Annotated in this window: 11 protein-coding genes; 8 read left to right on the top strand and 3 right to left on the bottom strand. The window is 35.7% G+C overall.

Going from position 1 to position 13,919, the window contains the following annotated elements:
• The first annotated feature begins 5 nt into the window (after positions 1 to 5).
• The gene (gene lpdA / locus B2Z27_RS19650) at positions 6 to 1,412 is read left to right on the top strand and encodes a dihydrolipoyl dehydrogenase (protein WP_074673483.1); all 1,407 of its coding nucleotides are present in this window, start codon (positions 6 to 8) and stop codon (positions 1,410 to 1,412) included.
• 87 nt (positions 1,413 to 1,499) lie between these two features.
• Here the strand turns inward: lpdA and B2Z27_RS19645 are convergent, their stop codons facing one another.
• Entirely contained in the window at positions 1,500 to 2,684 is a 1,185-nt protein-coding gene (locus tag B2Z27_RS19645; RefSeq protein ID WP_286814943.1) for a heparan-alpha-glucosaminide N-acetyltransferase domain-containing protein, read from the bottom strand.
• Positions 2,685 to 2,812: 128 nt separating this feature from the next.
• Between B2Z27_RS19645 and B2Z27_RS19640 the strand changes: the two genes are divergently transcribed.
• The 5 genes from B2Z27_RS19640 to B2Z27_RS19620 all read left to right on the top strand — a co-directional run bounded on the left by B2Z27_RS19640 (position 2,813) and on the right by B2Z27_RS19620 (position 10,735).
• Positions 2,813 to 3,349: an NADPH-dependent FMN reductase gene (locus B2Z27_RS19640; RefSeq protein ID WP_215997560.1), complete on the top strand. Its 537-nt coding sequence runs from the start codon at positions 2,813 to 2,815 to the stop codon at positions 3,347 to 3,349.
• Between the two features lie 52 nt (positions 3,350 to 3,401).
• Complete coding sequence (tilS, locus tag B2Z27_RS19635) at positions 3,402 to 4,736, top strand: tRNA lysidine(34) synthetase TilS (protein ID WP_286814942.1); 1,335 nt, start codon at positions 3,402 to 3,404, stop codon at positions 4,734 to 4,736.
• Entirely contained in the window at positions 4,733 to 6,694 is a 1,962-nt protein-coding gene (locus B2Z27_RS19630) for a protein-disulfide reductase DsbD family protein (RefSeq protein ID WP_286814941.1), read from the top strand. The genes tilS and B2Z27_RS19630 overlap by 4 nt, the downstream gene beginning before the upstream one ends.
• A 109-nt stretch (positions 6,695 to 6,803) precedes the next feature.
• Positions 6,804 to 9,197 carry a penicillin acylase family protein gene (locus B2Z27_RS19625; RefSeq protein WP_286814940.1) on the top strand — a complete coding sequence of 798 codons (2,394 nt, stop codon included), beginning with the start codon at positions 6,804 to 6,806 and terminating at the stop codon, positions 9,195 to 9,197.
• 2 nt (positions 9,198 to 9,199) lie between these two features.
• Positions 9,200 to 10,735: a YifB family Mg chelatase-like AAA ATPase gene (locus tag B2Z27_RS19620; RefSeq protein WP_286814939.1), complete on the top strand. Its 1,536-nt coding sequence runs from the start codon at positions 9,200 to 9,202 to the stop codon at positions 10,733 to 10,735.
• Between the two features lie 25 nt (positions 10,736 to 10,760).
• Here B2Z27_RS19620 and B2Z27_RS19615 read toward each other — a convergent pair whose 3' ends face one another.
• Together B2Z27_RS19615 and B2Z27_RS19610 are read right to left on the bottom strand one after the other, a co-directional pair.
• Positions 10,761 to 11,324 carry a hypothetical protein gene (locus tag B2Z27_RS19615; protein WP_058105843.1) on the bottom strand — a complete coding sequence of 188 codons (564 nt, stop codon included), beginning with the start codon at positions 11,322 to 11,324 and terminating at the stop codon, positions 10,761 to 10,763.
• Between the two features lie 11 nt (positions 11,325 to 11,335).
• Positions 11,336 to 11,782, bottom strand: coding sequence for a hypothetical protein (locus B2Z27_RS19610; protein ID WP_058105844.1), 447 nt, complete (start codon positions 11,780 to 11,782; stop codon positions 11,336 to 11,338).
• A 213-nt stretch (positions 11,783 to 11,995) separates the two neighbouring features.
• On the opposite strand from B2Z27_RS19610, the gene B2Z27_RS19605 reads away from it, so the two are divergent.
• Both B2Z27_RS19605 and pxpA read left to right on the top strand, forming a co-directional pair.
• Positions 11,996 to 13,189, top strand: coding sequence for an Nramp family divalent metal transporter (locus B2Z27_RS19605; protein ID WP_286814938.1), 1,194 nt, complete (start codon positions 11,996 to 11,998; stop codon positions 13,187 to 13,189).
• A 1-nt stretch (position 13,190) separates the two neighbouring features.
• Complete coding sequence (gene pxpA, locus B2Z27_RS19600; protein ID WP_286814937.1) at positions 13,191 to 13,919, top strand: 5-oxoprolinase subunit PxpA; 729 nt, start codon at positions 13,191 to 13,193, stop codon at positions 13,917 to 13,919.

Genomic DNA, 13,919 nt, shown 5'->3' with positions numbered 1-13,919 from the left:
ATTTTATGGATCAATATGATGTAGCCATTATAGGCTCAGGACCTGGAGGATATGTCGCAGCAATACGTTGTGCGCAACTAGGAATGAAAACTGCAATAATTGAAAAATATTCCACCTTGGGCGGAACATGTTTAAATGTTGGCTGTATTCCTTCTAAGGCGATGTTAGATTCTTCGCATCATTATGAAGATGCCATTAAGCATTTTGATGAGCATGGTATTGAGATTCCTGGTGAAGTTAAAGTGAACTTGGAAAAAATGATCGCTCGTAAGCAAGGTGTGGTTGATCAAACTACAAAGGGTATAGAGTTTTTGATGGACAAAAATAAAATTACCGTTTATGAAGGTGTAGGTAGTTTTAAAGATGCTACTCATATTAACATCAAAAAGAACGATGGAAAAACCGAAGAGATCGAAGCTAAGAATATTATTATAGCCACAGGTTCCAAACCATCTACCTTACCGTTCATTACATTGGATAAAGAACGTATCATCACATCTACAGAAGCTCTAGAACTAAAGGAAGTACCAAAACATATGATTGTTATTGGTGGTGGTGTTATAGGCTTGGAATTAGGTCAGGTGTATAAAAGATTAGGGGCAGATGTTACTGTGGTCGAGTTTATGGATCGTATTATTCCTGGTATGGATGGTGCACTTTCAAAAGAACTGACCAAAGTGCTTAAAAAGCAAAAAGTGAAGTTTGCCTTATCTCACAAAGTAAAATCGGTTGAAAGAAAAGGAGATCAGGTTATTGTAAAGGCCGATGATAAAAAAGGTCAAGAGGTTATTTTTGAAGGTGACTATTGTTTGGTTGCTGTAGGTAGAAAGCCTTATACTGACGGATTAAATGTTGATGCTGCAGGTGTTCAACTTGATGAAAGAGGTAAAGTCATTGTTGATGAGCACTTGAAAACTAACGTAGATAATATCTACGCCATTGGTGATGTCATCAAAGGAGCTATGTTAGCTCATAAAGCTGAAGAAGAAGGTACTTTGGTTGCTGAGCAATTGGCAGGTCAAAAACCTCATATTGATTATAACTTAATACCTGGGGTTGTGTATACTTGGCCAGAGGTAGCTGCAGTAGGTAAAACTGAGGAAGAGCTAAAGGAAGCTGGTGTTGACTATAAAGTTGGTCAATTTCCAATGCGCGCTTTAGGCCGTGCAAGGGCAAGTATGGATACTGACGGATTTGTAAAGATCCTTGCCGATAAAAAGACCGATGAAGTCTTAGGGGTTCATATGGTAGGTGCTCGTGTTGCAGATTTAATTGCCGAAGCGGTAACTGCAATGGAATTTAGAGCTTCCGCAGAAGATATTTCTAGAATGAGCCATGCTCACCCAACATATGCTGAAGCAGTGAAAGAAGCAGCATTGGCCGCAACCGATGATCGTGCGCTTCATGTTTAATTAATAGATACTATTTTAAATAAAAAAGGCAGCCCTTGGGCTGCCTTTTTTAATACTATAAGTTCTAGACCATTTGTTAGGATGGTTTTAATTTTTTATCAATCCCAGTAATCGTAGTACTTTTTCCGTTATGGTTCTCAATGCTTCAAACAGTAAAATTGCTATTTGTTCCAAGTAAATTCTAGTAGTTGACAAAAAGCTAGATATGCTAGATTTAATTTCTACTTTATGATTTTCATACTGTAGTGCAAAAAATGTACTTGCAATCATAAACAATATGGCTCCCGGTACAACAAAGTATGGATTCAGTGAGTGGTGAAAAAACCTATATAAGCCAACGCCAGTAAAACTACCGTATAGAATAATGAAATGTATGATATATATTGATAGCGTGCTTTGACCGATTTTTAGCCAAGTAGAGTTCATTAAAAACTTTCTTAGCAGTATAAATATGGAAAAGACTAATAATACATCACCTAAGCGAATAAATAGGTAATTGTTATTGAAAATGGATTGAAATAGCTGTATTCCGGTAACTTCATGCAAATAGAGAAAGAAATCGGAAGAAAAAAATATTAAGATTAACCCAATGGCTACATATGTTGGTACTATGAAATTATAAACATTTTTATTGTTTTGAAATTTAGAAAATAGCACTGACAGAAAACTACCTATGGTTGCATAGCCCAACCAGGGTATAATAGTGAACACAGAGCCGTTGGTCTTTGTGAAATAATTTGCCATGGCTTGCGGTAAAAAATTAAAAATTAGGGTTTTGTAATAAGGCTCAAAGGCAAATAACAATAGGGTAGTGGTTGCCAATATTGTTGGGAAAATCCATTTCTGCCTAGCAAATGTCAAGATGTAAAAACCTATGATGAATAATAAAGAAAGCCCAATACAGTGCAGTACATCAACTAAATAAAAAGAATCATAGATTTCGCCTTTAAAGAGACCAAAAATATTCATTCTTAAAAGATAGGCGATGACCAAAAGTTCAAGACCACGTTTAATTCCTTTTTTTACGCGAGGGTTTCTCCAACCCGTCTGTGGTGACCTTATCAGTAAAAAAGTAAAAATAAAACCAGAAACGGTAAAGAAAACCGGAGCGGTAATTCCCCTAAAGTATTTCCATGTGGCAAAGAGCATATTTGAGTTGTCTCTGAATGTATTATCAAGCAAACCATCAATAAAATGACCTTGTAACATCATTAAGATGGCCCACGCTCTTATAGCGTCTAAAAAAAACAATCTTGACTTAGAGTTGCTCATTATAACAATTATATCCTATATACTTATAAAACAGTAAGTTTGGATGTTTAAAGCGGTAAAATTAGATAAAATAATTTAAGGTTAGGCTTTATTAAATTAAATTCGCAAATACACAATAAAATAGTATTATGAGTTACGTTTTAACATTTGCAGGAAGCAATTCTTCAGTTTCCATTAATTATAAATTGGCAAAATATACTTCCACGTTAATTGGCGATACAGAGGTTAGGTTAAGAGACATGTCTAAATACCCTTTTCCTATGTATAGTCAAGATGCGGAAAAAGAAGATGGTTATTCTAACTCTTTGGTGGAGTTTAAGAATGAAATAAGTAATGCCAAAGGCTTGATCATTGCCGTAAGTGAGCACAATAGTTACCCTTCTGCTTATTTTAAAAATGTTATGGATTGGTTATCTAGGTTAGATGTAAAGTTCTTAGCGGATAAGAAGATATTGTTAATGGCCACTTCAAATGGTGGTCGTGGTGCTATTGGAGCCTTAGAGGTTGCGGAAAAAATGATAACTAGATTTCAAGGTACTGTGGTTGCATCTTTTTCATTGCCAAGATTTAACGAGAATTTTGATGAGCAAAAAGGAATTACAGATGATGAATTGGCAAAAGTACACGCTGAAAAAGTAAGCACTTTTGTAAAGGCTATTTCCTAATTAAAGAATTGCTTGTTCAAGTTAAATTATTCTTAGTCTGTCCTGTTAAATTGTGGGACTTCTTTACCTTTATGGCGTGCTAAAAACGTTCAGGGAACATATAGAAATTTCTTTTCCGGAATTGTTGGAAAATCACTTCATAATTGCATGTAGTGGAGGTCTTGACAGTACCGTATTGGTAGAATTATGTTATAGGGCACAGTTACAATTTTCAATTGCACACTGTAATTTTCAATTACGTGGAAATGCCAGTGATGAAGATGAAACCTTTGTTAGAAGTTTAGCAAATAACATAAATAAACCGGTCTATGTCACCCATTTTGATACTTTGGGCTATGTGAACCAACACAAGGTTTCGGTTCAAATGGCGGCGCGTGAATTGCGATATGCGTGGTTTAAGCAATTGCTGGAACAAGATGCAGGCAAGTATGTTTTAACGGCACATCATGCAAATGATAATATTGAGACTTTTTTGATCAATTTATCTAGAGGTACGGGTATTGATGGTTTAACGGGTATACCGGCGAAAATTAATTACCTAAGAAGACCATTGTTGCCTTATACTCGAGAAGAGTTGGAAAACTTTGCGAAAGCCGAAAATTTAAATTGGCGTGAAGATGCCAGTAATGCGGACACTAAGTATTTACGTAATAAAATAAGATTAGAGGTTATTCCAAAGTTGAATGAACTTCATCCTACTTTTTCCGAAAATTTTAAAAATACCCTTCAATATTTACACCAAACGGAAACGATAGCCTCCGCTTATCTACTAAAATTAAAGAAAGATTTATTTGTAAGTAAAGATGGTAAGATAGAAATAGAAATTGATAAGCTTAGTGACTTACAGCCATTGCATACTTATTTGTATGCATTGTTCAACCCATACGGATTTAAAGAAATGGACAATCTAGAAGGTTTGTTAAACGGTTTATCCGGTAAACAACTCCAATCTAACACCCATATCCTAGTTAAGAATCGCAATGTATTATTGTTGACCTCAAAAAGCGATGCTAAATCCGTAGTTGATGAGTTCTTAATTCCTGAGGATAAAGTACCTTTGAATCTTCCGGTCAACTTGAAATTTACAAAGGTTTCTGAACGTTATGATAATACAAAGAATGAAATATACGTTCAAAAAAGTGCTTTAAAGTATCCGCTGACCGTAAGAAAATGGAAAAGTGGCGACTATTTTTATCCGATAGGTTTAAATCGAAAAAAGAAGTTGTCCAAGTATTTTAAAGACGAGAAAGTTGATGTTTTGTCTAAAGAAGAAACTTGGCTGTTATGTTCAGGTGAGCAAATTGTTTGGGTTGTAGGCATGCGTGCAGACCACCGTTTTAGGGTTGTAGATACCACCCAAGAGATTTTAAAAATAGATATTAAATGATTAGATTTTTTGCATTCCTATTTTTTTTAACTGTAATGCCATTACAGGTTATTGCGCAAAACGAAGATGAACCCGTAGTTTGGGAACAGCAAATCAATAAGATTTCGGATACGGAATATGAACTGGTAATGCAGGCTAAAATTCTTGACGGATGGCACATGTACTCTCAGTTTACGTCAGAATTTGGTTCTTTGCCAAGTGAATTCACCTATAATGGCAACGGTACAATTTATGAATTGATTGATGGTACCATAGAAAGCGAAACAATAAAGGAATACAGTGAAATTTTTGAAGTAGAAGAAACCTATTTCAAAGATGAGGCCACTTTTACACAAAGAATTAAAATATTGGACCCTGAAATCAATCAGATAGATGTAGATCTCTTTTTTCAGGTTTGTAAAGAAGTTTGCATTCCTATGGACAAAAAGTTCATGTTTACTTTAGATGGTTCTGAAGCTGAAATTATAAACACTGTTGATGATAGAAGTTTAGCTTTAGGCCAAAAGCTGCGGTTAGACCTTAAAAATAGAGAACTGTTAACGCAAGGTCAAGACACCATTGCTACAGGTACAAATATCTGGGTCATATTTGGACTTGGTTTTCTTGGGGGGTTGATAGCCTTATTGACCCCGTGTGTATTTCCAATGATTCCGTTGACCGTATCTTTTTTCACCAAACACTCTCAAAAAAAATCGAAAGGGATAATTAATGCTTTGCTCTATGGATTCTTCATAGTGCTTATTTATTTTCTATTGAGTCTACCTTTTCACTTGTTTGATTCTGTAGATTCTCAAATTTTAAATTCCATAGCCACCAATGTCTGGTTGAACTTGCTGTTCTTTTTGATTTTTATATTTTTTGCCTTTTCATTTTTTGGGTATTATGAATTGACATTACCTAGTTCTTGGGCCAATAAAATGGACGCTGCATCTTCTAAGGTAGGTGGTGTTTTAGGTATCTTTTTCATGGCAGTGACCTTGGCTATTGTTTCGTTCTCCTGTACAGGTCCTATTTTGGGTGGCTTACTGGGCGGTACTACTTTAGCGGAAGGTGAAGTAGCTTCTAACCTTACCGCGGGTATGACAGGTTTTGGTGCGGCACTGGCATTACCTTTTGCTCTTTTTGCTTTGTTTCCTGCATGGTTAAATTCATTACCTAAATCTGGTGGATGGATGACCACCGTAAAAGTAGTATTGGGGTTTCTAGAAATAGGACTTGCCCTTAAATTCTTATCTAATGCAGATTTAGTGGGGCATTGGGGTATTCTAAAGCGTGAGATATTTTTGGGCATTTGGATCATATTAGGTATCGCGATGACACTCTACTTATTTGGTATGTATAAATTTCCGCACGATAGCCCGGTTAAAAAGTTGTCACTAGGAAGAAAAGTAACTGCCTTTGTAAGTGCTGCATTTACGCTTTATATGATACTAGGCGTAACTAAAGTTACCAACCTTAAGTTGTTGAGCGGTTTTCCTCCTCCTGAATTTTATAGCATTTTTAAGCAAGAAAGTGATTGCCCTTTAGGTATAGATTGTTTTAAGGATTTTGATGAAGGTTTGGCATATGCTAAAAAAGTTGATAAACCAATTCTTTTGGATTTTACGGGATGGGCATGTGTAAATTGCCGAAAAATGGAGGAGAATGTTTGGAGCGATTCCGAAGTTTTTCCGATCATAAAAGATAATTATATTTTAATTTCTTTATATACGGATGATAGGGAAGAGCTACCTGAAAATGAACAGTTCAATTTTCAATTTGAGAGTGGTAGAGTAAAGGAAATTAACAACATTGCCCAAAAATGGGGTACCTTTCAAGATGTGAATTTTGGTTCAATTTCCCAACCATTTTATGTGCTGCTTTCTCCTGATTTAGAAGTGCTCAACACTTCTATTCAAAATTCTGATATTCCAACCTATAAAAATTGGTTGTTAGAAGGATTAAGGAATAATAAATAGGGTATCGTTTTTGTAAGATGTTGACTACTTGTCAATAAAAAGCAGAGTTCTGAGACGTTTTATGTAAAAAATAGTTTTAAATTGGGAGAGATAATCCCCCAAAGAAACTATGAGAACATTAAAAAAAATAGGAGCACTCCTGTTGGTACTTGTTACCCTTCTGATAATTATTATCGGAATATTTGCATACACTCTAAAACCAGACTACTCCGGTGAAAAGAAATTAGTTGGTCTTCAAGAAGTTGTAAATGTTTATTATGATGATTATGGAATTCCTCATATTTACGGTGAAAACGAAAAAGATGCATTTAGAACTTTAGGTTATGTTCATGCCCAAGATCGTCTTTGGCAAATGGAACTGTTAAGAAGAATTGCGAGTGGCGGACTCTCTGAGGTATTTGGTAAAGACCTTATTGGTACAGATAAGTTTTTTTTATCATTAGGAATAGCCGATGCTTCTAAGATAACGGCATCCAATGTAGATGTAAATGATGAAGGTGTTGTTTTAGCTAAAGCCTATTTGGACGGTATCAATCAATTTATAAATGAAGGTCCAACACCGGTAGAGTTTTATTTAACAGGTATAGATAAGAGAGAATTTGTTTTAGAGGATATCTATAATACTATTGGTTACATGGCCTTTAGTTTTGCAATGGCGCACAAAACAGATCCATTATTAACTTCTATAAATGCCAATTTGGGTCCTCAATACGTAAAAGATCTGCATGTAGGTTCAACTGTAGATACCGAATGGATAAAGAATTATAACCCTGCACCCAAAGATACTATCCAAAATAATCTTACTGCCGCTGTTAATAAAGCCCTAAGTGTATTGGATATTCCTTTGTTCGAGGGAAGTAATAGTTGGGTAATTGCACCTGAAAAAACAAAGAACGGAAAGGTGATTTTTGCCAATGATCCGCACATTGGTTTTTCTCAACCATCCGTTTGGTTTGAAGCTCATGTAGAAACACCTACTTATTCCAAATATGGATATCATATTGCAGGTATACCATTTCCTTTATTGGGACATAATAGAAAATTGGCTTACGGACTTACCATGTTTGAAAATGATGATGTTGATTTTTATTATGAGCAGAATAATCCAGCGAATGAGAATCAGTATCTCTCTAAGAATGGCTATGTAGATTATGAAATTGTACACAAAACAATTCATGTTAAAGACGCTGATGACGTTCAGTTTTCTTATAAAAGATCAGACCATGGTCCAATCTTAAACGGAATTGCCGATCAAGTTCAAGGAGATAGACCAATTGCAATGTCATGGGTCTACACAGAAATGGAGAATAAGGTTATAGATGCCTTATATGGTTTAAGTCATTCAAATAACTTAGCGGAATTTAAAAAATCGCTTCCAAAAATACATGCGCCAGGTTTAAATATTATGTACGGAGATAATGAGGGTAATGTAGCATGGTTTGCCACGGCCCAACTTTATAAGATACCCGACTCTGTAAACACCAAACTTATTTATGAAGTGAATAAAGGGCTATCATTAGAAAGAGAATTATTAGACTTTAATGAGAATCCGCAGGCTATAAATCCGCCAAGTAATTTTGTGTATTCCGCCAATAACCAACCAGATTCTATTGCCGGTATGTTGTATCCTGGTTATTATTTACCGGAGAATAGAGGTAAGAGAATTGTGAATTTATTGGAGCCTAAAGACGATTGGGATATATCTGCAGCCAGTGAGATGATAACTGATGTGATATCATCTGTAGAACCAGATATAGTTTCTAATTTGGCTAAATATTTAGATGTATCATTGTTAAGCGAAAACGGATTAAAGGCTATTGATAGTCTAAGGATGTGGTCCGGAGATTATAATTTATCATCCATAGAGGCTACTGTTTATAATAGATGGATCTACTACTTATTGGAGAATACTTTTGAAGATGAATTGGATGAGGAGTTGTTCAATCAATTTTTAAGCACTCATTTTATGAAAAGGCTGATTGCTCCTTTATCCAAAGATGAAAATTCTGTGTGGTGGGATAATGTAAACACTACCAACGTATCTGAGAATATGAAAGATATTGTGAATCTATCTTTTATGGAGGCAATTGCTTCTTTAGAAAAGGCTTTTGGTAATAACGTAAATCAATGGCGCTGGGAACGTGTACATTCCATTGAACATGGGCATCCAATTGGTCAAATAGCGGCTTTACGATCTTTTTTCAATGTGGGACCTTTTCCAATACATGGTTCTAGGGAGGTAATAAATAACTTGGCCTTTGCTTATGATGATACTGGTTTTTATAAGACGACATCAGGACCATCAACAAGAAGGGTAATAGATTTTTCAGATGTGGAGAATAGTATAAGCATTTTACCAACAGGGCAATCTGGTAACCCATTAAGCAAACATTATAGGGATCAGGCAGAAATGTATGTTAATGGTGAGTTTCGTAAAATGATGATGAATGAAGAGGAAATTAAAAAAAGCAAAGAAATCCTTACATTTAAGCCAAAGGATTAAAAATGCTTACAAAAGTTTATGGGAGTGCCGTATTTGGTGTTGAGGCCACAACGATTACCGTAGAAGTAAATATTGACAAGGGAATAGGGTATCATTTAGTAGGGCTTCCGGATAATGCCATCAAAGAAAGTAACTATAGAATTGCAGCGGCACTACAAAATAATGGTTATAAAATACCAGGTAAAAAAATCACAATAAATATGGCTCCGGCCGATCTTAGAAAAGAAGGTTCGGCATATGATCTTACCTTGGCCATAGGGATTTTGGCAGCCTCTAGTCAAATAAAATCTGAGGATATAGAAAAGTATATCATCATGGGGGAACTGTCCCTAGATGGTAGCCTTCAGCCTATTAAAGGAGCATTGCCAATTGCAATAAAAGCGCAGGAAGAAGGATTTGCTGGTTTTATTCTACCAACGGAAAATGCAAAAGAGGCTGCAATAGTTGGAGATTTAAAAGTCTATGGGGTAGATAATATTAAACAAGTTTTGGAATTTTTTGATCAAGGCATTCCGCTTGAACAGACTATAATAAATACTAGAGAGGAGTTTTATAAAAGTTTAGATTTTCCTGAGTTCGACTTTTCTGATGTTAAGGGGCAAGAAAGTATTAAAAGGTGTATGGAAATTGCAGCTGCTGGTGGGCACAACATTATATTGATAGGACCACCTGGTGCAGGTAAAACCATGTTAGCAAAACGCTTACCTTCTATTCTGCCACCAATGACCTTACACGAAGCATTGGAAACTACCAAAATTCATAGCGTGGTAGGTAAGATCAAGAATATGGGGCTTATGAGCCAAAGGCCGTTCAGGAGCCCACATCATACAATATCAGACGTAGCACTAGTAGGAGGCGGAGCTTACCCGCAACCGGGAGAAATTTCACTATCTCATAACGGAGTCTTGTTCTTGGATGAATTACCAGAATTTAAGAGAGGTGTGCTAGAGGTAATGCGCCAACCTTTAGAAGATAGGGAAGTAACTATTTCACGTGCACGCTTTACGGTTACCTACCCAAGTAGTTTTATGTTGGTGGCAAGTATGAACCCTAGTCCGGGTGGGTATTTTAATGATCCAGATGCTCCGGTAACTTCTTCACCTGCAGAAATGCAGCGGTATTTAAGTAAAATATCTGGACCACTATTAGATCGTATAGATATTCATATTGAGGTAACTCCGGTACCGTTCGAAAAACTGTCCGAAGAACGAAAAGGGGAAAGTAGTGTAGATATCAGAAAACGAGTTACGGTGGCGCGTGAAATTCAAACAAAGCGTTTTAATGAGCTGGAGAATGTACATTACAATGCTCAAATGAATACCAAACAAATTCGTGAATATTGTAAACTTGATGATAAATCTAAGGCATTATTGAAAAATGCCATGGAAAGGTTAAACTTATCGGCAAGAGCGTATGATAGGATTTTAAAGGTGGCAAGAACTATAGCCGACTTAGCCGGTGAGCAGGCATTGAACGGAAATCATATTTCAGAGGCCATTCAATACCGTTCACTCGACAGAGAGGGTTGGTTGGGGTAAAATTGTAAATGATAAAAATGTTTAGCTAAGAGTATAGCTCTTCATTATTTATGTCGTCCTTGTTCTTTTTTGGTGCAGTAAAAATATCCCTAAGGATATAACTTGTTACAATGGTAAGACCTAAGGTCAGTGTTGGTATCGAGTATTCCCAGTTTAGTAAGTGCATAAGACCACCGCATATAAGGGTTAACACGCCAATAACCATTACAAAATTCCAAATGATTTCTGTTATGCTATTTTTTGCGTCACCTTCTTTTGACATAAAATACGACGTGCCCTCCATGGCGAACCAAGCAATAAATGTAAAAGCTGTGCCAATTTGAAAAAATAGGGTATGGGTAAAATCTAAAATCGTTAAAAGACCATTTGTAGTCCAAAAAAGGACTAAGGCCATTTTAATAAGATCCACTGACTTTTTTTCTTCCTTTTTAAAAAAGCGAAGGGCGTAAAGTATTAGAATGGCAGCAAAGGAAATAAATATAATTCCTTTTGAAAAGGGCCAGTGAAGTATGCGCATTACCATACCGATCAATAGGGAGGCTATTGCCGCCCTGATCGGATTTTTATATGCTTTTTTAGAATTTTCCATATTCCGTTTTTTTAATTGATCACTTTGATATTGGCTTTTAGACCTTCCATTATTCCAATGATATTATTTACGGTCTCACTTAGATAATACCTTACAACAATATGGGGAATTCTAATAGTTGTAAATCCATTTTTAAAGGAGTGCATTGCTTCTTCTAAATTGTTGATAGCTTCATGTTCGGTCAGCTTATCATATTCAGAATCAATTTCAATATTTAGTTTTACACGTGAGATGGCTATATCTATAGATTTTTTACCGTCCCACCATTCTAACATAGAGTTTACACCAGCTTCTTTTAAAGCATAATAAAGTTGTATGGCCTCTAAAGGTGTATTGTGTTTATTGATTAGTAACTTAATACGTTCATGGTGCTTTGAGCAAAGCTCTACACCTGCGCTCTCCATGGCATTTTTATGATCTAAGTAACCAAGTTCTTTTTTACATTCTAAGCAAATCATTAATAGGTTAAGTTTAAGGTTTGGGGATAGCTATAACCCTGTTATTTTAGGATTATTATGTAAACTCGATGAAAGGCGCCCAAGTTTTAGACGAACTGCAATTTTTTAGATTAACGGTATTTTAAAATGTTAAAATTGTGGTGAAAATGATTTTAAGTATGGTGAGCAAAGTCAATTTTACCAATTATATTTACAGGAATGAAAAATTGACATATGTTTAAAAAATTAGGTCCAGGGGTTCTGGTAGCGGCTGCTTTTATTGGTCCTGGCACAGTTACAGCTTGTACCTTGGCAGGGGTAGATTTTGGTTTTAATTTGCTGTGGGCTATGCTGTTATCTATAATAGCAACCTTTATTTTGCAAGAAATGTCTGCCCGCTTAGGTATTGTAACCCAAAAAGGTTTGGCAGATGTCATTAAACAAGAACTCCATAATCCAATTATTAGAAATAGTGTCATTGCCTTAATATTTTCTGCAATTATTATAGGTAATGCTTCATATGAAGCGGGTAATATTGGTGGTGCAACTTTAGGAATGGAAGCCTTGTTTGGTACTAACTATAGTAGTTTATACCCTTTTGTTCTTGGTGGATTGGCTTTTGTGCTATTGCATTTAGGTAGTTATAAAGCCCTGGAAAAAGTATTTATAGTGCTGGTATTGATCATGAGTTTGTCATTTGTAATGACCGCAATTTTGACTAAGCCCAATATGTGGGAGCTGTTAAAAGGCTTATTAGTGCCTTCGGTTCCTAAAAACGGTATTCTTACCATCATTGCATTGGTCGGTACTACTGTTGTACCCTATAATCTTTTTTTACATGCAGCTCTGGTCAGTGAAAAATGGAAATCAAAAGATGATCTCAATTTAGCTAAAAGAGATACTATGGTCTCTATTATATTGGGCGGTCTTGTTTCAATTAGTATTATAATATCTGCCGCGGCCATTAATTCTTTAGAGGTTAATAACGTTATGGGTATGGCTAAAGCACTTGAGCCTTTATACGGTTCTGCTGCTTTGTATTTTTTAGGTATAGGTATGTTTGCTGCAGGTATTACTTCATCAATAACCGCACCTTTGGCTGCCGCATATGTTGCTAATAGCTGCTTTGGATGGAACGCTGGTCTTAAGGATTTTAAGTTTAGAATGATTTGGATGGTGATTTTATTCCTTGGAGTTTTCTTTCTATCTTTTGGAATTAAGCCCATTGAGATTATAAAATTTGCACAAATTACGAACGGACTTTTATTACCCATCATTGCAGTGTTTTTGTTGTGGGTAGTGAACAGAGTTGGTGTAATGGGGAAATATAAAAACACCTGGTCACAAAATGTGTTTGGCTTACTTATTATTCTTCTTTCTGTTGTATTGGGTGCAAAAAGTATTTTAACGGTAATAGGTATAATGTAATATGAACAATACCATAGATATTAATTGTGATGTTGGTGAGGGTGTATGTAATGAAAGTGAATTGTTTCCCCTTATTAGTTCTTGTAATATTTCTTGTGGAGCTCATGCAGGTTCTATAGATACCGTTAAAAAGTGTCTAGATTTATCTAAATCATATAACGTTAAGGTAGGTGCGCATCCTTCATATCCGGATAGAAAGAATTTTGGTCGTGTTTCATTGCAAATTTCAAGGGCAGATTTAATTGCAAGTATCAGATTTCAAATGGAGGTATTCAATAACGCCCGGGAACAGGCTGGCGTTGATCTACATCACATAAAGCCACACGGAGCTTTATATAATGATATAGCTAAAAATGAAATCTTGGCTGAAATTTTTTTAGAGGCTATAGCCGCTTTTAGGAACTCAACATTTTTGTATGTTCCTTATAATAGTGTCATTCAAAAGTTGGCTGAAAAAAATGGGTTTAGGGTGTTAATAGAAGCCTTTGCCGATAGAAATTATAATGATGATTTGAGCCTAGTAGCGAGGAAAGAAAAAAACGCCCTGTTGAATAATGGGGAAGAAGTACTGGCTCATATTCTATATATGCACAAAAATAAGAAGGTAAAAACTGTTTCAGGTAAAAGTTTGCCTATGTATGCAGATACCTTTTGTATTCATGGTGACACACCTTCTGCATTACAAATTTTAACGTATATTACAGAGTATTTATCAGAACATAATCTATAA

Source organism: Maribacter sp. UBA3344 (genome assembly GCF_002362375.1).
In the GTDB taxonomy this organism is placed as follows: Bacteria; Bacteroidota; Bacteroidia; order Flavobacteriales; family Flavobacteriaceae; genus Maribacter; species Maribacter dokdonensis.
The sequence above is the reverse complement of the archived record's forward strand: the minus strand, read 5'-3'. Positions and strand labels throughout refer to the sequence as shown.

What these genes read in the sequence shown, in the direction of transcription:
- lpdA (WP_074673483.1), top strand. Translation starts at nt 6, where the DNA reads ATGGATCAATATGATGTAGCCATTATAGGCTCAGGACCTGGAGGATAT.
- B2Z27_RS19645 (WP_286814943.1), bottom strand. Translation starts at nt 2,684, where the DNA reads ATGAGCAACTCTAAGTCAAGATTGTTTTTTTTAGACGCTATAAGAGCG.
- B2Z27_RS19640 (WP_215997560.1), top strand. Translation starts at nt 2,813, where the DNA reads ATGAGTTACGTTTTAACATTTGCAGGAAGCAATTCTTCAGTTTCCATT.
- B2Z27_RS19630 (WP_286814941.1), top strand. Translation starts at nt 4,733, where the DNA reads ATGATTAGATTTTTTGCATTCCTATTTTTTTTAACTGTAATGCCATTA.
- B2Z27_RS19625 (WP_286814940.1), top strand. Translation starts at nt 6,804, where the DNA reads ATGAGAACATTAAAAAAAATAGGAGCACTCCTGTTGGTACTTGTTACC.
- B2Z27_RS19620 (WP_286814939.1), top strand. Translation starts at nt 9,200, where the DNA reads ATGCTTACAAAAGTTTATGGGAGTGCCGTATTTGGTGTTGAGGCCACA.
- B2Z27_RS19615 (WP_058105843.1), bottom strand. Translation starts at nt 11,324, where the DNA reads ATGGAAAATTCTAAAAAAGCATATAAAAATCCGATCAGGGCGGCAATA.
- B2Z27_RS19610 (WP_058105844.1), bottom strand. Translation starts at nt 11,782, where the DNA reads ATGATTTGCTTAGAATGTAAAAAAGAACTTGGTTACTTAGATCATAAA.
- B2Z27_RS19605 (WP_286814938.1), top strand. Translation starts at nt 11,996, where the DNA reads ATGTTTAAAAAATTAGGTCCAGGGGTTCTGGTAGCGGCTGCTTTTATT.
- pxpA (WP_286814937.1), top strand. Translation starts at nt 13,191, where the DNA reads ATGAACAATACCATAGATATTAATTGTGATGTTGGTGAGGGTGTATGT.